The following is an 18084-nucleotide window of genomic DNA, read 5'->3' as shown; positions in this document are numbered from 1 at the left end:
GGACGCTCCGCGTTCCGCTTCGGGAAGTGACGCAGAGCGTCACGGGCTGCATTACCACGCGGAGCGTGGGAACGATCAGCACTTAGGCGCTGCCGCAGGCTGCGATCTTTTGATCTTCACGTCCCCAGCGTCAACCCATTCGCCGGCAACGGCAGCGCAGTTTTATAGCGCACCTGCTTGAGCGCAAAGCTTGAGCGGATATTCGCCACCCCCGGCACTTTGGTCAAAAAATCCATCATGAACCGCTCCAGCGACTGAATCGTCGGCACCAGCACCCGTATCAGATAATCCGGGTCGCCAGCCATCAGATAGCACTCCATCACCTCGGGACGATCGGAAATCGCTTCCTCGAAATGCTGCAACGCCTCCTCCACCTGTTTCTCCAGGCTGACGTGAATGAACACGTTCACATGCAGCCCAAGCAGATCGGCGTCCAGCAGCGTCACCTGCTCGCGAATCAGGCCTAATTCTTCCATCGCTTTAACCCGATTGAAGCACGGCGTCGGCGACAGATTCACCGAGCGTGCGAGGTCGGCGTTGGTGATGCGTGCGTTCTCCTGAAGGCTGTTGAGAATGCCGATGTCGGTACGGTCCAGTTTGCGCATGAGACAAAACCACCTGTTTTTTATGTTTATGCAGAATTTCTATCTGCAAATCGTCTCCAGCGCAACGAAACAGAGATAAATATTCTTCTTGCCCGGGCCTATGATTGTTGTAGGACAAGATTTCCTCTACCGAGGAATGACTGCCAGCTCACTACAAGAAATTCACAAGATCGAGCGTAGAAGCCATGACCCAAGCGTATGAACCGCTGCGTCTGCACGTCCCTGAACCCTCGGGCCGTCCAGGCTGCAAAACCGATTTTTCCTACCTGCATCTGACCGATGCGGGTACGGTGCGCAAACCTTCCATCGACGTCGAACCTGCCGACACCGCCGACCTGGCGCGTGGGCTTATTCGTGTGCTCGACGATCAGGGCAACGCCCTCGGCCCATGGGCCGAGAACGTGCCGGTCGAGATTCTGCGTAAAGGCATGCGCGCCATGCTCAAGACGCGCATCTACGACAACCGTATGGTCGTTGCCCAGCGTCAGAAAAAAATGTCGTTCTACATGCAGAGCCTCGGCGAAGAAGCCATCGGCAGCGCCCAGGCGTTGGCCTTGAACATCGACGACATGTGCTTTCCGACCTACCGTCAGCAAAGCATCCTGATGGCTCGCGAAGTGCCACTGGTCGACCTGATCTGCCAACTGCTGTCCAACGAGCGCGATCCGCTCAAGGGTCGCCAGTTGCCGATCATGTACTCGGTCAAGGAAGCAGGTTTTTTCACCATTTCCGGCAACCTCGCGACCCAGTTCATTCAGGCAGTCGGCTGGGGCATGGCGTCGGCGATCAAGGGCGACACCAAAATCGCCTCGGCGTGGATTGGTGACGGCGCCACCGCCGAATCGGACTTCCACACCGCCCTCACCTTCGCCCACGTTTATCGCGCGCCGGTGATCCTCAACGTGGTCAACAACCAATGGGCAATTTCGACCTTCCAGGCGATTGCCGGCGGTGAAGCCACCACTTTCGCCGGACGCGGCGTCGGTTGCGGCATCGCTTCGCTGCGGGTTGATGGCAACGACTTCTACGCGGTCTACGCCGCTTCTGCCTGGGCTGCCGAACGCGCCCGCCGCAACCTCGGCCCGACCATGATCGAATGGGTCACCTACCGCGCCGGCCCGCACTCGACCTCCGACGATCCGTCGAAATACCGTCCGGCCGATGACTGGAGCCACTTCCCGCTCGGCGACCCGATCGCGCGCCTGAAACAGCACCTGATCAAGGTTGGTCACTGGTCGGAAGAAGAACACACCGCCGTCAGCGCCGAACTCGAAGCCGAAGTGATTGCCGCGCAGAAACAGGCCGAACAGTACGGCACCCTCGCCGGCGGCCAGATTCCAAGCGCCGCAACCATGTTCGAAGACGTCTACAAAGAGATGCCGGAGCACTTGAAGCGCCAGCGTCAGCAGTTGGGGATCTGACATGAACGATCACAACAACAATATTCAGCTGGAAACCGCCATGACCACGACCACCATGACCATGATCCAGGCCCTGCGCTCGGCCATGGATGTGATGCTTGAGCGTGACGACAACGTGGTGGTGTTCGGTCAGGACGTCGGCTACTTCGGCGGCGTGTTCCGTTGCACCGAAGGCCTGCAAACCAAGTACGGCGCCTCGCGTGTGTTCGATGCGCCGATCTCGGAAAGCGGCATCGTCGGCGTCGCCGTGGGCATGGGTGCCTACGGCCTGCGTCCGGTCGCCGAGATCCAGTTCGCTGACTACGTTTACCCGGCGTCCGACCAGATCATTTCCGAAGCGGCGCGCCTGCGCTATCGCTCGGCCGGCGAGTTCACCGCACCGATGACCCTGCGCATGCCTTGCGGCGGCGGCATCTACGGCGGTCAGACGCACAGCCAGAGCATCGAGGCGATGTTCACTCAGGTGTGCGGCTTGCGCACCGTAATGCCGTCCAACCCGTACGACGCCAAAGGCCTGCTGATCGCCTCCATCGAAAACGATGATCCGGTGATCTTCCTCGAGCCAAAGCGCCTGTACAACGGCCCGTTCGACGGCCACCACGACCGCCCGGTAACCCCGTGGTCGAAACACCCGCAAGCCCAGGTTCCGGACGGCTACTACACCGTGCCGCTGGACGTTGCCGCGATCACCCGTCCGGGCAAAGACGTGACGGTGCTGACTTACGGCACCACCGTGTATGTCTCGCAAGTCGCTGCCGAAGAAAGCGGCGTTGACGCTGAAGTCATCGACCTGCGCAGCCTGTGGCCGCTGGACCTGGAAACCATCGTCAAATCGGTGAAGAAAACCGGCCGTTGCGTAGTGGTACACGAAGCCACTCGCACCTGCGGTTTCGGCGCCGAACTGGTGTCGCTGGTGCAAGAGCATTGCTTCCATCACCTGGAAGCGCCGATCGAACGCGTCACCGGTTGGGACACTCCCTACCCGCACGCGCAGGAGTGGGCGTATTTCCCAGGGCCGTCCCGAGTGGGCGCGGCGTTGAAACGGGTTATGGAGGTCTGAATGGGCACGCACGTTATCAAGATGCCGGACATCGGCGAAGGCATCGCAGAAGTAGAACTGTCGCAATGGCACGTCAAGGTCGGCGATCTGGTGGTTGAAGATCAGGTGCTGGCGGACGTGATGACCGACAAGGCAATGGTCGATATTCCGTCGCCGGTACACGGCAAGGTGATTGCCCTCGGCGGTCAGCCGGGTGAAGTGATGGCGGTTGGCAGTGTGCTGATCAGCATTGAGGTTGAAGGTGCTGGCAATCTGAAAGAATCCGCTGCGCCGGCTGCCGTCAAAGAAGCGCCGGCTGCGCCGAAAGTTGAAACCGTTGTTGAGAGCAAATCTGCTGCTGCCGCCCCGCGCCCGGCTGCCGTTTGCCAAGGCCCGATGGTTGCTCGCGAAGCAGACGAACGCCCACTCGCCTCCCCGGCCGTGCGCAAACATGCGCTGGATCTGGGCATTCAATTACGTCTGGTGCGCGGTTCCGGCCCGGCCGGTCGTGTGCTGCATGACGACCTTGAAGCCTATCTGGCGCAAGGTCAGTCGAACGCTTCGGCGCCGGTTGCTGCTGCTTACGCCCAGCGTAATGACGAAGAACAGATTCAAGTGATCGGCATGCGCCGCAAGATCGCCCAGCGCATGCAGGACGCGACCCAGCGCGCCGCACACTTCAGTTATGTCGAGGAAATCGACGTCACCGCGATTGAAGAGCTGCGTGCGCACCTGAACGAAAAACACGGTGCCAGCCGTGGCAAGTTGACCTTGCTGCCGTTCCTCGTCCGCGCCTTGGTCGTCGCCCTGCGCGACTTCCCGCAGATGAACGCCCGTTACGACGACGAAGACCAGGTCATCACTCGCCTCGGCGCCGTGCATGTCGGCGTCGCCACGCAAAGCGATGTCGGCCTGATGGTGCCGGTGGTGCGTCACGCCGAAGCGCGCAGCTTGTGGGACAACGCCGCCGAGATCTCGCGTTTGGCCAACGCCGCGCGCAATGGCAAGGCCAGCCGCGATGAGTTGTCCGGTTCGACCATCACCCTGACCAGCCTCGGTGCACTCGGCGGCATTGTCAGCACGCCGGTGCTGAACCTGCCGGAAGTGGCGATCGTCGGCGTCAACAAAATCGTCGAACGGCCAATGGTCGTCAAAGGCCAGGTGGTGATCCGCAAGATGATGAACCTCTCCAGCTCCTTCGATCACCGCGTGGTCGACGGCATGGACGCGGCACTCTTCATCCAGGCCATTCGCGGCTTGATCGAACAACCTGCCACTTTGTTTGTGGAGTAAGGCTCGCATGCAATCTCTGAACACTACGCTGCTGATCATTGGCGGCGGCCCCGGCGGTTATGTAACGGCGATTCGCGCCGGGCAACTGGGCATTCCGACGATTCTGGTCGAAGGCCAATCGCTGGGCGGTACGTGCCTGAACATCGGCTGCATCCCGTCGAAAGCGCTTATTCATGTCGCTGAACAGTTTCACCAGACCCAGCATCACAGTCAGCATTCGGCGCTGGGCATCAGCGTTTCCGCGCCGACCCTCGACATCACTAAAAGTGTCGAGTGGAAGGACGGCATCGTTGATCGCCTGACCACTGGCGTGGCTGCCCTGCTGAAGAAGAACAAAGTTCAGGTCATCAATGGCTGGGCGAAAGTCATCGACGGCAAGACCGTGGATGTCGGCGACACGCGCATTCAGTGCGAGCACTTGGTGCTCGCAACCGGGTCGACCAGCGTCAATCTGCCGATTCTGCCGATTGGCGGGCCGGTGATCTCCTCCACCGAAGCGCTGGCGCCGACATCCGTGCCGAAACGTCTGGTAGTGGTGGGCGGTGGTTACATTGGTCTGGAACTGGGTATCGCGTATCGCAAGCTCGGCGCCGACGTCAGTGTGGTCGAGGCGCAGGATCGTATCCTGCCAGCCTACGATGCCGAACTGACGCAACCGGTGCATGACGCGCTGAAACAACTCGGCGTGAAGCTCTATTTGAAACACAGCGTGCTGGGGTTCAACGGCACGTTGCAGGTGCGCGACCCTGAGGGCGAAACCCTGAACCTGGAAACTGATCAGGTGCTGGTCGCCGTGGGTCGCAAACCGAATACCCAGGGCTGGAACCTCGAAGCACTGAGTCTGGACATGAACGGTTCGGCGATCAAGATCGACAGCCGCTGCCAGACTAGCATGCGCAACGTCTACGCCATCGGCGACTTGAGCGGCGAGCCGATGCTGGCCCACCGTGCGATGGCTCAGGGCGAGATGGTTGCCGAGTTGATCAGCGGCAAAACCCGCGAATTCAGCCCGACGGCGATTGCTGCGGTGTGCTTTACCGATCCGGAACTGGTGGTGGTCGGCAAGACCCCGGACGAGGCCAAGGCTGCGGGGCTGGACTGCATCGTTTCCAGTTTCCCGTTCGCCGCCAATGGCCGGGCGATGACGCTGGAGTCGAAAAGCGGCTTCGTGCGCGTGGTCGCTCGTCGGGATAACCATGTGATTGTCGGTTGGCAGGCGGTGGGCGTCGGGGTTTCCGAATTGTCCACGGCGTTTGCGCAAAGCCTCGAAATGGGCGCGCGGCTGGAAGACATCGGCGGCACCATTCATGCGCATCCAACCTTGGGTGAAGCGGTGCTGGAAGCAGCGTTGCGTGCTCTCGGGCATGCGTTGCACCTGTAGGCCCCTTCGCGAGCAGGCTCGCTCCCACATTTGAAATGCACTTCCCTGTGGGAGCGAGCCTGCTCGCGAATTCTTGAGGTCAACACGAACTATCTGTCTGTCATCCGATAGTCCGGGCTGCGAAACCGCTCAAGAATGAAGTATTGTTGTGCCCATCCAAAAAACGTCAGAAGCCTTGAACCGTTTCGACGGTTGTTCAGTGATAGAGGGTGTCATGGGTAACGAAAGCATCAATTGGGACAAGCTGGGTTTTGACTACATCAAGACCGACAAACGCTATCTGTCGTACTTTCGCGATGGCGAGTGGGACAAAGGCACCCTGACCGAAGACAACGTGCTGCACATCAGCGAAGGCTCGACTGCCCTTCACTATGGCCAGCAGTGCTTCGAAGGCATGAAGGCCTATCGTTGCAAGGACGGCTCGATCAACCTGTTCCGCCCGGACCAGAACGCCCTGCGTATGCAACGCAGCTGCGCGCGTCTGCTGATGCCGACAGTCGACACCGAGCAGTTCATCGAAGCCTGTAAGGAAGTGGTGCGTGCCAACGAGCGCTTCATTCCGCCATACGGCACTGGCGGCGCGCTGTACCTGCGCCCGTTCGTGATCGGCGTCGGTGACAACATTGGCGTGCGCACTGCACCCGAGTTCATCTTCTCGATCTTCTGCATTCCGGTTGGCGCCTACTTCAAGGGCGGCCTGACCCCGCACAACTTCCAGATCTCCAGCTACGACCGCGCGGCCCCACAGGGCACCGGCGCGGCCAAGGTCGGTGGCAACTACGCGGCCAGCCTGATGCCGGGCTCGAAAGCCAAGAAAGCCAACTTCGCCGACGCAATCTACCTGGACCCGATGACCCACACCAAGATCGAGGAAGTTGGCTCGGCCAACTTCTTCGGGATCACCCACGACAACAAGTTCATCACCCCGAACTCGCCGTCCGTTCTGCCAGGCATCACCCGCCTGTCGCTGATCGAACTGGCGAAATCGCGTCTGGGCCTGGAAGTGGTTGAAGGCGACGTGCTGATCGACAAGCTGTCGGACTTCAAGGAAGCCGGTGCCTGTGGTACTGCGGCGGTGATCACTCCGATCGGTGGCATCAGCTACAACGACCATCTGCATGTGTTCCATAGCGAGACCGAAGTCGGTCCTGTAACCCAGAAGCTCTACAAAGAGCTGACGGGCGTGCAGACCGGCGACATCGAAGCGCCAGCGGGCTGGATCGTCAAGGTTTGAACTGACGGCTGCTGATGTAGAAAAGCCCTCCACCGAGTGATTGGTGGGGGGCTTTTTTTGCGTTTGGTGGGTAGGGCTTGAGATTTTTTCCCCCTCACCCCAGCCCTCTCCCCCAGGGGGGCGAGGGGGAAAGGGGGCCGATCTTTGTGGTATTCGAGATGTGAGTTCGGCTCGATAGTTCAGGTCGATGTAATACGCGAGAACGCCCCGGTCAGTCCCCTCTCCCTCCGGGAGAGGGTTAGGGTGAGGGGCTTTTCAGCGTTATCCGTTTACCAAGTCGTTCAGCAATCCCACTCGCCTGCCCATTCTGCTGCTTGCCCATCCGCGCCTGCGTAATCAACCCCGGAATCAACTCCCCCTCCGGCAGATTCTTCCAGAACCGCACCGGCAAATGCCCTTGCATCACCTTCTCGTTCAACCGCGCCGGGTTGAAGATGTGGCTGTAATAGGTCAGCCACAGTTCGCCATGCGGATCGTCGACGTTCTGCGCCAACTGTTGCCATTCCAGCGGGCATTGGCGCTGATGGATCAGTTGTTCGCCATCGTAATAAACCCCGTCACGCGGCGTGGCGATCAGCCAGCGATGCTGGCCCATGCGCCCGACGAAATGCTCGCTGGCGCTGCGCAGGATGTCGTGGGCCGGTTCGTGCCACGCGACATATTGCGGGCCGGCACTGGATGACGGGCGCTCGATGAAACGCACAAAGGCATGCAGGTGATGCGCTTCACGGTTGACTTGTTTGATCCGCCGCTGCAACTCGCTGCCCAGTTTGTCACCGGCCATCATTGCCGTGTGATCGCCGTGGCTGACGCGCCACAACACTTCGTAAAGCAGACTCCAGCGTTGATCGCCTCGATATTGCGCCGCTTGCTCCAATGTATCGAGCAACACGCGTGGGATCTTCGCCATAAACGGCCCCTGCCCTTCAGGCACCGGATCATCATCACTGGCGAACAGATCGCCCACGCCTTCCGAGGCCCAACTGACCAGGCTTGGATCGACTTCATGGCTGAGTAGCCAGCGCGCCTGTTGGCGCCAGTTGTCGAACAGGTCGTCGCAATCGAGATTGATCATCCCCACAGCCCCATCTGCTGCGGCGTCGGCCGGTCACGCAATTGCTGATAGAGCAAATGGCTGGTGACTTCGGCCTGCTGCGGATGGTAGTCGCTGGTGATGATGAACGGTTTGGCCTTGGCCAGTACGCAGCGCATGCGCGCGACATCTTCATAGCGGATCTTTCGTTGCCGGCGCAGCTCGACCAGACGTTCGGTGGTGCGCAGGCCGATGCCGGGGATACGCGCGATCAGCGACGCTTCGGCGCGGTTCAAATCCAGTGGAAAAACCTCGCGATTCTGCAACGCCCACGCCAGCTTCGGGTCGATGTCCAAGGCCAGATTGCCCGGCCCCTTGAGCAACTCGTCGGCGCGGTACCCGTAGCTGCGCAGGAGAAAATCGGCCTGGTACAAACGGTGTTCGCGCATCAGCGGCGGCGCGGCCAGCGGCACGCTTTTCGGGCTGTCGGGGATCGGGCTGAACGCGGAATAGTAAACGCGGCGCAAGCGGTAGTTGCCGTACAGCGACTGAGCGCTGTGCAAGATTGTGCTGTCGTCGGTGTCATCGGCGCCGACGATCATTTGCGTACTCTGCCCGGCGGGCGCGAACTTCGCCGAACGGGGTTCGTTAAGCACCGTTTGCACACCGGTGTAGATGGTGTTCATCGCCTGCTTGATCGAGCCAATATCTTTCTCCGGCGCCAGGGTTTGCAGGCTGGCATCGGTGGGCAGTTCGATGTTCACGCTCAGGCGATCGGCGTAGCGCCCCGCTTCCTCGATCAGCGCCGGATCGGCGTCGGGAATGGTCTTGAGGTGGATGTAGCCGCGAAATTCATGCACTTCACGCAACAGCTTCGCCACCCGCACCAATTGCTCCATGGTGTAGTCCGCCGAACGGATGATCCCGGAGCTGAGGAACAGCCCGCTGACGCAGTTGCGCCGGTAGAAATCCAGGGTCAACGCCACCACTTCTTCGGGGGTGAAGCGCGCGCGGGGGACGTCGCTGGAGCGGCGATTAACGCAGTACTGGCAATCGTAAAGGCAGAAATTGGTCAGCAGGACTTTCAACAACGACACGCAACGCCCGTCCGGCGTGTAGCTGTGGCAGATGCCCATGCCATCAGTCGAGCCCAAGCCACTCTTGCCCTCGGAGCTGCGCTTGGGCGCGCCGCTGCTTGCGCAGGAGGCGTCGTACTTGGCGGCGTCGGCGAGGATGCTGAGCTTGTCGATGATTTGCATGGCGCGGGCTCTTTACTGTTTGGATATACAGTATAGAGTCGGATGCGGGGTTACAAGGTGGCAGATGCGCACCTCGTCGGGCGGAAGCTCAAGATCAAAAGATCGCAGCGTTCCGCAGCTCCTACATGGATTCGGTAAAGTCGGGATTTATCCGGTGATCAAACTCCCTGTAGGAGCTGCGGAACGCTGCGATCTTTTGATCTGGCCATTTTCACTCGCCAACACAACTCCAAACCGCGCAGCGATTTCCTTGCGCCCCACCACCGTCAACGCCAGCGCCCGACTGTCCAGATCCTGCGTCACCCATTTACGTTTCAACGCCGCTTGCAACAATGCCGCCCCCAGCGACCCACCGAGATGCGGCCGACGCATGCTCCAGTCCAGGCACGGGCAGGCAAATTTGCGCCGCATCGTGCTCAAATCCTCCACCTCAATACCCAATGCTTCGAACAACGCCGCGCCACTGTCACTCAAGCGATACACCTGCTCGTCGGTCTCCAGCAACCACCCCGCGTCAAGCAAACGGTCATGCAGCAACACCGCCAGCGTCCCGGCCATGTGGTCGTAGCAAGTGCGCGCGAATTGGAGGCGATCCGGGGTGTGCGGCTTGAACGTCGGCGCGGTGTTCTGCCCAATCACCATCAATGCTTCCAGCGCCTGCGCCACGCGCTTGTCGGCCAGGCTGTAATAACGATGGCGGCCCTGCACGTGCAGGCGCACCAGCGCCAGATCCTTGAGTTTGGCCAAATGAGCGCTGGCGGTGGAGGCGCTGACCTCGGCAATGGCCGCCAATTCGGTGCTGGTACGCGCATGGCCGTCCATCAGCGAGCAGAGCATTTTGGTTCGCGCCGGCTCCGCGATGGCCGCCGCCACTTGCGAGACGCCGATGTCTTGATGTTCTGCGTACATATTTCGCTCCCCGACGAATCATCGTCGCTGTGGACTGAAGATACTCGCATCACTTTCACGACGACAAGGCTGCGAACCATGGACCCGATCAACGCTGCGACTGCTGCCGATCCCTACCCTTATTACGCCGAACTGCGGGCTCAGGGCGGATTGACCTTCCATCACGAGTTGAAACTGTGGGTCGCCAGCAGTGCGCGCGCGGTGTGTGCGGTGTTGGCTCACGTCGATTGTCGGGTGCGCCCGCTGCAGGAACCAGTGCCCAAAGCGATTGCTTCAGGCTTGGCTGGCGAGGTGTTCGGGCAATTGATGCGGATGAATGAAGGCGAACATCAGCGTTGCCCGCGCTCGGCGATCGAGCCGGAACTGGCGCTGATCGATGTTGCTGCGGTGAACGCATTGGTGGCCGCGCGACTGATCACGGTAGACGCCGAAGGGTTGTACAAAGCGATGTTTTGCGGCCCGGTGTGCGTGGTCGCCGCACTGCTTGGGTTTACCCCCGCGCAGGGGCGGGCGATCAGTGAACTGACCGCTGATTTCGTCGCGTGCCTGTCACCCTTGAGCAATGACCTGCAATTGGCAGCGGCACACGCGGCGGCTGAGCAGTTGCGCGGATATTTCATCGAGTTGCTGGCCGAGTCGGACAGCGAAATGCTGAGGCGTATTCGGCGGCGATTCGAAGGTGATGAACAGCGGTTGATCGCCAATCTGATCGGCCTCTGTTCACAGACTTACGAGGCCAGCGGCGGTTTGATTGGCAATGCGTTGCTGACGTTGCGCCGTCAGCCTGAGTTGCGCACTGCGTCGATGCCGGCGCTGTTGGCCGAAGTGCAACGCTTCGATCCATCGGTGCAGAATACTCGGCGATTTGTCGCCGCCGCGTGCGAGATTGACGGTGTGCGTGTCGAGGCCGGAGAGGTCATTCTGTTGTTACTCGCCTCAGCCAATCGCGATCCGGCGCTCAACGAACGGCCTGACGCGTTTTTACTCGAGCGCCCGAATCGGCGCAGTTTCAGTTTTGGCGGTGGTCGGCATCAGTGTCCGGGGCAGTTGCTGGCGATGAGCATCGCCAGCGCCACGGTCAGCGAAATCCTCGCTCACGGCGTCGACCTGGACCCGTTGCACTGGCATTACCGCCCTTCTTTCAACGGGCGCATGCCAGTGTTCACCGAGGCCACACCTTAGGCGCTACGCAGCTCGATGGTCAGATGCGCCAGCTCATGCACTGGCGCCAGCCGCTCACGAATCGCCTCTGCCGTTACGCCCGCCGCCACCACCACGCTGGCGATCGCCGCCCGCGCTTGCGGGCCGACCTGCCAGACGTGCAGGTCGATATTGCATGTGCCAACCTCATCGCGAGCAGGCTCACTCCTACATTGGGTTGGCCGTGTTGTCAGGTTTTATGCCCGACACAAATCACCCTGTGGGAGCGGGCTTGCTCGCGAAGGCGGTGTACCTGACTGAATAGATGCTGGATGTACCGGCCTCTTCGCGAGCAAGCCCGTTCCCACATTGATCCGTGCTATTGCCAGATTTTGTGCCCGACACAAATCCCCTGTGGGAGCCAGCCTGCTGGCGATGGCGGGCTGAAAAACGCAGCATCATTTCGGCATCATCGGGGAGGCTACAGCGCCTTGCGCCTTTGCCTACAACTACGCCAGAATCCGCCGGCTTGTGCGGCTTGGGGGCTGCCGGTAGCTTGGTTCGCGTCACTGAATGTTCAGTGATCGGGTTTAGTCGCTCGGTAATCCATTCAAACTGCACAACGTTCCAGACAGTAGGTATCTCGATACCTCACTCAATGGTAGCTGTGCGCAGGGCGCCTTCGGGTGCGCCGGTTTGGGTGGGTTTCCGGTCGACTAACCTGTGCATAGCTGCCACCTTCTGGTTTAGTCGCGAGGTGGTGTCAGCATCACTTTGGAAACCTCCGAAATGTTAAAAGTAACGCCAAATCCGCCAGAAGCGGATGCCATACCCGAATCAGATCCAACATCCCCCTACTCCACGCTCGACCCGACAAAACTCAACGACGCCGCCGAACGCGCCCTCGATCACTACCTCAAACCTCACGCCCCGCCCCAGCGAACACCCAGCACCATGTTCCTCGTCGCCCCGGACATGGACACCGAATCCCTGCTGGCCCACGCCTGCGAATCCATGGCCTCGGCCAGCATCATGCTCAGCGACTTCGCCGCCATGCTCGAAACGCCTTACCGCAACACCCTGCTGGGCATTCAGCAAGTGGTCATGCTTGGCGAACTCGCGGTCAACCGCGCGCTCGACAACCTGGAGCCGGACCTGAGGCAATGACCATGGCCAACAAAACAGATGCACAGGTTGTCGCGGTATTGATGGCCATAGGCTTCAACGAACGAGACGGACGCTGGGCGCAAAACGCCTGCCTGGTGCTGTGCGAAAGTGAGCAAGAAACCATCGTCGCCTGCGCCGTCAACGCCTCCGGCCAACTCGATGAACTGGAAGTCGACGCTGTGCTACCCGCACTGCGCCGCGTGACTCGACGACTCCCATCACTGCAAAGGACCGTGGCCGACACACTGGCCGAGATGGCGCACGCAGCCTGATCGACCGCGTAAGCGTTCTTCGCGAGCAGGCTCGCTCCCACAGTTTCGCGGTGGCTCACAACATTTGAGTACACCGCCATGCCAATGTGGGAGCGAGCCTGCTCGCGAAAGCGTTCTTAAACAGGAGGCTTCAGATGTTTTTATGGATTAGCGGTTTCTTAAAAGGTGACGACGAAGACGACACCTTAAAATACGAACTGACAGTTGGGCTGGAATTTGAATCCGCAGTCCTGGCTGCAATGGGCTGGAAAAACCTTGGTAAAAGTCCTGAGGGCGAGTACTTGCTGACTCCCGACCAAGTTCTAAAAATCGGCTTGGCGATTAACCAACAGTTACCATCGGAACTCGATCTTTTTATCGGCATCAGGGGGTAACTTCGCCAATGAGCCTCATTTATCAAGACCCATCATTAAGCCAAGACGAGGTTCTAAGACTTCTGGCCAACGGCGCAACCGCAAACGTGGTTGCTGCGCTGACTTCTATCGGCCTGAATGAAGTGGACAGAGTCTGGGCTCAGGACCTCTGCCTGAAACACCTGTTCAACGAAACCGAAGCAATCGTTGCCTCTGCCATTACCGCTCTTGGCCACATCGCTCGCCGACATGGCGAATTGGATACCGACGAGGTTCTGCCAGCGCTCGAAATAACCAAGGGGAAATTCCCCTCTCTGGTCGGGTCTATCGAGGACACACTTGACGATATCGGCGCATTCACCGCCGAAAATCCGCCAGGATGAACGGAGTGTGGGCCCTGAGATAAGCTTCGACGTCCTCCAGCGTAGGGAGTAAATCACTGGATTGGGTTTTACCCTCTTCATCGTCGTGCGACACCTTGACGATGTAAGCGCCACCTTCCTCAAGCAAAACGCCTGAAACTTTGACCTGCTGTCCATTTTTCTCGGTAAAGGACATCGCCGTCAGGACTGCCGTTTTTAAAACTTGCGCAGTGCTGGCCGTGAAGGCTTTGCGTTTTGCCAGGGCACTTTTCGATACGAACATTGCGAAAATACAGCCGGCGCCCATCAACAGGATTTCTATGTTGTGAATCGGCCCTCGCCGCCCTTCATGCTCAAGACTCAGCCACGCGACTGCCTTGTAAATAATCTGATCAACATCCATTTATCCGACTCCCGAACGATACTCTGGTAATCAATCATCCCGCGTCAAAACTTCCAGCAACTCAATCTCGAACACCAGATTCGAATTCGGCGGAATCTTGCCCATCGTCCGCTCGCCATAGCCAAGATGCGCCGGCACCAGCAATTTACGTTTGCCGCCCACCTGCATGCCCTTCAGCCCCTGATCCCACCCCTTGATGACCCGGCCGGTGCCAATCACGCACTGAAAAGGTTTGCCACGGCTGTAGGAAGAATCGAACTCGCTACCGTCTTCCAGCCAGCCAGTGTATTGCGTGGTGATCAGCGCGCCTTTTACGGCGGCTTTGCCCTCGCCTACCTGGAGATCGATTACCTGCAATTCATCATTCATAACAATCACTCTATTGTTCAGCAGGCCGCCGTTTTCCCAGAAATGGCGGTTATTGGCAACCCGCACGCGCAGATCAACGCTGTATCCGAATCGAGTGATGAAGAATTAAGATAGCCAACCGCCATTACTTCACGGATCGATTCGCCATGCTGGCAGCGCCCGAATGATTCAGCTCTGGATCGTCCTTGCCATTGGCATGACCATGCTGGCCGTGATTGCTTTGCTGATCTGGCGCGAACGCGGTTTGCGCCGCCAGCTCGCCGAATACCGCGACTTATTGAATCGCTCCGCTGAAGGCCGGAACATCCATCAGGACGGCGACGCCGAGCGCTTCAAGCGCAGCCAGTATTTCGCGCGCATCGGTACCTGGGACTGGGAAGTTGACACCGATCGGCTGTATTGGTCGGACGCGATCTACGGCATGTTCGGGTTCAAAATCGGGGAAATCACGCCGTCCTATGCACTCTTCTGCTCCTGCGTGCACCCGGACGATCGCGTCAGGGTGCGCGATGGTGAACTGCGTTGTCTGGAAACCGGCGAAAACCACGACGAGGAATATCGCGTGGTCTGGCCTGACGGCACGATCCGCTGGCTGCGCGAGACCGGCAACGTGGTGCGTAACGATCACGACGCGGTGATCAAAATGATGGGGGTGGTGCGCGACATCACCGAAGAAAAAGCCTCGGCCAGCTACCTCAAGCACCTCGCCCATTTCGACCCGCTGACCGGGTTGCCGAATCGTCTGGTGCTGGAAGAACGGCTGTCGGAGGCTCTGGATCAAGCGCGCCAAAGCAGCACGCGGGTTGCGCTGGTGTTCGTTGATCTCAACAGTTTCAAAACCATCAACGATCATTATGGCCACGCCGCCGGCGACCGGGTGCTGATCACCATGGCGTCGCGACTGAAACGCATCCTGCGCAGCACCGACACCGTTGCCCGAATCGGCGGCGACGAATTCGTGGTCATCCTGCAAGGCCTGGCACCTGGCCTCAATCTGCAGGACGAAGCCCGGCGCATCTGCCAGAAGATTTTCATCGAGCTATCGCCACCGATCAGCATCGGCAATGACCAGCGCCACATTGGCACCAGTCTTGGGGTTGCAGTGTTTCCGGATCATGCGACCGCGATGGACCGATTACTGCACATTGCCGATCTGGCGATGTATGAGGCCAAGCGCAGTGGCAATAATCAGTATCGGTTGGGTGGTGGGCAGACCATGAGCCATAGCCGCGTGGAGTGAAATCAGGCTTTAGGTTTGCCGATCACAACACCGTTGAAGGTATGCGTACAGCAGGTACAAGTCGGCGTCATGTCCTCGGCTTTCAGTGTGGGATTAACGATTTGCAGGCGTTTTTGTTCATCAATGTATAAGCCGCTGAAACAACTAGACTCCCCCACTCCCACGATATCCCGGCGTTCATGTTCATGTTGCGCGACCAGCCAGTACACCGGATCTGGCCGATCCAGTCGAGAAATGGCCTCGCTGTAGATCTCATCCCAGTTACCGCCAACTCGCGATAGCAGGAAACGAAATAGCGGCGTGTAGTCGTAACCGTGATGTTTGATGCCATGCATCGAACCGCGCAACGCCTGGCTGTTGATTTCAGCCTTGGTGTTGCGCTCATATCGATAGTGCCCACCCGGATTGTTACGCCAGACGTTATGGGCGGTCGTGTTTACTTTGCGGTAAAGAGGTTTCTTGTCCAACCAATTGCTCCTGACTTCCAGTCACTCGAAACGCCTCAAGGGTTTTACCTGAACGGCGCTCGATTGCAATCAGCCTTCCATGGCCAATTATTGCTGGAGACTCAACGCGGAACCGGCTTCATCTCGACAATGGTCCCGTTGGTGATCATCACCATGACGTACTGGTCATTGATCTGCACCCACTGCGCCTGATCGACCGGTTGCTTCAGGCCTTTGGTTTTCCAGTCGATCGCTTTTTCACTGCGTTGGTAAATATCCGGGGCGCGGTCGTTGACCTTCAACTCGCGTTCACTGACGGGCGATTGAACGGAGGGTTCGCTTGAGGTTTGCGCCGCTTGAACGAGTGGGCTGATCCCAGCGATGCCGGCAACGAGGGCCAGGCTGGCGATTAGGGTTTTGCTGTTCATCGGTGAACCTCCATTGATGTGTGATACCTGAACTCGGACTGCACAGTTCGGCAATCATTCCGTGTTTTTTGCCTGGGAGGGCTCGGGGATTGTAGTCGCCAGTCGGGCCGCCATCGCTGGCAAGCCAGCTCCCACAAGGGGCCAGGGTGTTAGCGAAGGTTGCAGGCACCCCGAAAACCTGTGGGAGCGAGCCTGCTCGCGAATGGGCCAGCACAATCGACATTTCATCGCCTGATTCACCGCTTTCGCGAGCAGGCTCGCTCCCACAGGGTTAGTGAGTTGGTTGGGATTTGAACATTGATCGGCTTTGCACATCAATCCATGCCAATAATGCAATTAACATCCTGTTACACCTAGGCCACCATCCGCCTCAATAACATCCGTGCGCTGACTCTCCGTGGCGCACGTCATAAAAGCGGTGGAGTCCTTTGCTATGACAGCCTCAATCCCACACGGCGGCTCGCGGGCCGGCGCCATTTTCCGGGTGACCTCGGGCAATTTCCTCGAACAGTTCGACTTCTTTCTGTTCGGCTTCTATGCCACGCAGATCGCGTCGGTGTTCTTTCCGGCGAGCAGTGAATTCGCCTCTCTGATGATGACGTTTGCAGTGTTCGGCGCAGGCTTTTTGATGCGCCCGCTGGGGCCATCGTGCTCGGTGCGTACATCGATGACGTCGGTCGCCGCAAGGGTTTGATCGTCACGTTGTCGATCATGGCCAGTGGCACGATATTGATTGTGCTGGTGCCCGGATACGAAAGTATCGGTCTGTTCGCGCCGGCGCTGGTGTTGCTCGGGCGCTTGTTGCAGGGCTTCTCCGCCGGTGCGGAACTGGGCGGGGTTTCGGTGTATTTGTCCGAGATCGCCACGCCGGGCCGCAAAGGTTTCTTCACCGCTTGGCAGTCGGCCAGTCAACAAGTGGCGATCATCGTTGCTGCGGCGCTGGGCTTTGCCCTGAACGCGTGGATGGCGCCGGAGGTGATTGCCGCGTGGGGCTGGCGGATTCCGTTTTTCGTCGGCTGCATGATCGTGCCGTTCATCTTTCTGCTGCGCCGTAACCTGGCGGAAACCGAAGAGTTCGCTGCGCGCAAACACCGTCCGAGCATGGGCGAAGTGTTCCGCACCCTCGGCCAGAATTGGGTCGTGGTGCTCGGCGGAATGCTGATGGTCGCCCTGACCACCACTGCGTTTTACCTGATCACCGTGTACGCACCGACCTTCGGCAAAACCGTGCTGCACCTGAGCACCTCCGATGCGTTGCTGGTGACGCTGCTGGTCGGCGTGTCGAACTTCTTCTGGCTGCCGATTGGCGGCATGTTGTCGGATCGTATCGGTCGTCGTCCGGTGCTGATTGCGATGTCGTTGCTGGCGCTGGCCACCACCTATCCGGCGCTGTCGTACCTGGTGCAGGCACCGAGTTTCAGCCACATGTTGCTGTCGCTGCTGTGGCTGTCGTTCATCTATGGCATGTACAACGGCGCAATGATTCCGGCGTTGACCGAGATCATGCCGGTCGAAGTGCGCGTCGCCGGTTTCTCCCTCGCCTACAGCCTGGCGACGGCGATTTTCGGCGGGTTCACCCCGGCGATGTCGACCTTCCTGATTCAGTACACCGGCGACAAAGCCGCGCCAGGTTACTGGATGAGCATCGGCGCGTTGTGCGCGTTGTGCGCGACGCTGTACCTTTATCGCCGCGCGGGCGGTCGACTGCAACCAGTGGCGGCATAAGGAGC

At 59.3% G+C, this 18084-nt stretch carries 19 protein-coding genes and 2 pseudogenes; 12 read left to right on the top strand and 9 right to left on the bottom strand.

Annotation, left to right across the window (positions count from 1 at the left end; genetic code table 11):
- Positions 1-116 precede the first annotated feature (116 nt).
- Positions 117-605 carry a Bkd operon transcriptional regulator BkdR gene (gene bkdR, locus QOL84_RS02720; protein ID WP_008059350.1) on the bottom strand — a complete coding sequence of 163 codons (489 nt, stop codon included), beginning with the start codon at positions 603-605 and terminating at the stop codon, positions 117-119.
- Between the two features lie 185 nt (positions 606-790).
- Here bkdR and QOL84_RS02715 point away from each other — a divergent pair, with 185 nt between their 5' ends.
- The 5 genes from QOL84_RS02715 to QOL84_RS02695 all read left to right on the top strand — a co-directional run bounded on the left by QOL84_RS02715 (position 791) and on the right by QOL84_RS02695 (position 6973).
- The gene (locus tag QOL84_RS02715; RefSeq protein ID WP_102899278.1) at positions 791-2026 is read left to right on the top strand and encodes a 3-methyl-2-oxobutanoate dehydrogenase (2-methylpropanoyl-transferring) subunit alpha; all 1236 of its coding nucleotides are present in this window, start codon (positions 791-793) and stop codon (positions 2024-2026) included.
- A 1-nt stretch (position 2027) separates the two neighbouring features.
- Entirely contained in the window at positions 2028-3086 is a 1059-nt protein-coding gene (locus QOL84_RS02710; protein ID WP_008086973.1) for an alpha-ketoacid dehydrogenase subunit beta, read from the top strand.
- Positions 3087-4358 carry a dihydrolipoamide acetyltransferase family protein gene (locus tag QOL84_RS02705; protein ID WP_283436066.1) on the top strand — a complete coding sequence of 424 codons (1272 nt, stop codon included), beginning with the start codon at positions 3087-3089 and terminating at the stop codon, positions 4356-4358.
- Positions 4359-4365: 7 nt separating this feature from the next.
- Positions 4366-5739: a dihydrolipoyl dehydrogenase gene (gene lpdA, locus QOL84_RS02700; protein WP_283436065.1), complete on the top strand. Its 1374-nt coding sequence runs from the start codon at positions 4366-4368 to the stop codon at positions 5737-5739.
- Positions 5740-5953: 214 nt separating this feature from the next.
- A complete protein-coding gene (locus QOL84_RS02695; RefSeq protein WP_053121443.1) occupies positions 5954-6973 on the top strand; it encodes a branched-chain amino acid aminotransferase in 1020 nt (339 codons plus the stop codon).
- A gap of 238 nt (positions 6974-7211) precedes the next feature.
- Here the strand turns inward: QOL84_RS02695 and QOL84_RS02690 are convergent, their stop codons facing one another.
- The 3 genes from QOL84_RS02690 to QOL84_RS02680 form a co-directional block, all read right to left on the bottom strand.
- Positions 7212-8048: a TIGR03915 family putative DNA repair protein gene (locus tag QOL84_RS02690; protein WP_283436064.1), complete on the bottom strand. Its 837-nt coding sequence runs from the start codon at positions 8046-8048 to the stop codon at positions 7212-7214.
- Positions 8045-9265: a putative DNA modification/repair radical SAM protein gene (locus tag QOL84_RS02685; RefSeq protein ID WP_283436063.1), complete on the bottom strand. Its 1221-nt coding sequence runs from the start codon at positions 9263-9265 to the stop codon at positions 8045-8047. The genes QOL84_RS02690 and QOL84_RS02685 overlap by 4 nt, the downstream gene beginning before the upstream one ends.
- Before the next feature lie 147 nt (positions 9266-9412).
- Positions 9413-10174: an ArsR/SmtB family transcription factor gene (locus QOL84_RS02680; RefSeq protein WP_283436062.1), complete on the bottom strand. Its 762-nt coding sequence runs from the start codon at positions 10172-10174 to the stop codon at positions 9413-9415.
- 78 nt (positions 10175-10252) lie between these two features.
- Here QOL84_RS02680 and QOL84_RS02675 point away from each other — a divergent pair, with 78 nt between their 5' ends.
- Complete coding sequence (locus QOL84_RS02675; RefSeq protein WP_283436061.1) at positions 10253-11356, top strand: cytochrome P450; 1104 nt, start codon at positions 10253-10255, stop codon at positions 11354-11356.
- Here the strand turns inward: QOL84_RS02675 and QOL84_RS02670 are convergent.
- Positions 11353-11502, bottom strand: a pseudogene (locus QOL84_RS02670) (cation transporter); the annotation flags it as partial. The gene QOL84_RS02675 and the pseudogene QOL84_RS02670 overlap by 4 nt on opposite strands.
- A gap of 601 nt (positions 11503-12103) precedes the next feature.
- On the opposite strand from QOL84_RS02670, the gene QOL84_RS02665 reads away from it, so the two are divergent.
- The 4 genes from QOL84_RS02665 to QOL84_RS02650 all read left to right on the top strand — a co-directional run bounded on the left by QOL84_RS02665 (position 12104) and on the right by QOL84_RS02650 (position 13489).
- Entirely contained in the window at positions 12104-12481 is a 378-nt protein-coding gene (locus tag QOL84_RS02665; protein ID WP_283436060.1) for a DUF6124 family protein, read from the top strand.
- A gap of 2 nt (positions 12482-12483) precedes the next feature.
- Positions 12484-12753: a hypothetical protein gene (locus tag QOL84_RS02660; protein WP_283436059.1), complete on the top strand. Its 270-nt coding sequence runs from the start codon at positions 12484-12486 to the stop codon at positions 12751-12753.
- A gap of 134 nt (positions 12754-12887) precedes the next feature.
- Positions 12888-13127 carry a pyocin S6 family toxin immunity protein gene (locus tag QOL84_RS02655; RefSeq protein ID WP_283436058.1) on the top strand — a complete coding sequence of 80 codons (240 nt, stop codon included), beginning with the start codon at positions 12888-12890 and terminating at the stop codon, positions 13125-13127.
- Positions 13128-13135: 8 nt separating this feature from the next.
- Entirely contained in the window at positions 13136-13489 is a 354-nt protein-coding gene (locus tag QOL84_RS02650) for a hypothetical protein (RefSeq protein ID WP_283436057.1), read from the top strand.
- On the opposite strand, the gene QOL84_RS02645 is transcribed toward QOL84_RS02650, so the two are convergent.
- Together QOL84_RS02645 and QOL84_RS02640 are read right to left on the bottom strand one after the other, a co-directional pair.
- Complete coding sequence (locus tag QOL84_RS02645) at positions 13464-13871, bottom strand: hypothetical protein (protein WP_283436056.1); 408 nt, start codon at positions 13869-13871, stop codon at positions 13464-13466. The genes QOL84_RS02650 and QOL84_RS02645 overlap by 26 nt on opposite strands.
- Positions 13872-13901: 30 nt before the next feature.
- Entirely contained in the window at positions 13902-14240 is a 339-nt protein-coding gene (locus QOL84_RS02640; protein WP_283438610.1) for an FKBP-type peptidyl-prolyl cis-trans isomerase, read from the bottom strand.
- A 163-nt stretch (positions 14241-14403) separates the two neighbouring features.
- Between QOL84_RS02640 and QOL84_RS02635 the strand changes: the two genes are divergently transcribed.
- Positions 14404-15480 carry a sensor domain-containing diguanylate cyclase gene (locus tag QOL84_RS02635; protein ID WP_283436055.1) on the top strand — a complete coding sequence of 359 codons (1077 nt, stop codon included), beginning with the start codon at positions 14404-14406 and terminating at the stop codon, positions 15478-15480.
- 2 nt (positions 15481-15482) lie between these two features.
- Here QOL84_RS02635 and QOL84_RS02630 read toward each other — a convergent pair whose 3' ends face one another.
- Positions 15483-15947 carry a hypothetical protein gene (locus tag QOL84_RS02630; protein ID WP_283436054.1) on the bottom strand — a complete coding sequence of 155 codons (465 nt, stop codon included), beginning with the start codon at positions 15945-15947 and terminating at the stop codon, positions 15483-15485.
- Positions 15948-16048: 101 nt separating this feature from the next.
- Positions 16049-16354: an RcnB family protein gene (locus QOL84_RS02625; protein WP_129394441.1), complete on the bottom strand. Its 306-nt coding sequence runs from the start codon at positions 16352-16354 to the stop codon at positions 16049-16051.
- A 433-nt stretch (positions 16355-16787) separates the two neighbouring features.
- Here QOL84_RS02625 and tcuC point away from each other — a divergent pair.
- Positions 16788-18079 (top strand): annotated as a pseudogene (gene tcuC, locus QOL84_RS02620) (tricarballylate/proton symporter TcuC).
- Positions 18080-18084: the final 5 nt, after the last annotated feature.

Origin of the sequence: Pseudomonas helmanticensis (genome assembly GCF_900182985.1) — a bacterium.
Lineage (GTDB): Bacteria > Pseudomonadota > Gammaproteobacteria > Pseudomonadales > Pseudomonadaceae > Aquipseudomonas > Aquipseudomonas helmanticensis.
The sequence above is the reverse complement of the archived record's forward strand: the minus strand, read 5'-3'. Positions and strand labels throughout refer to the sequence as shown.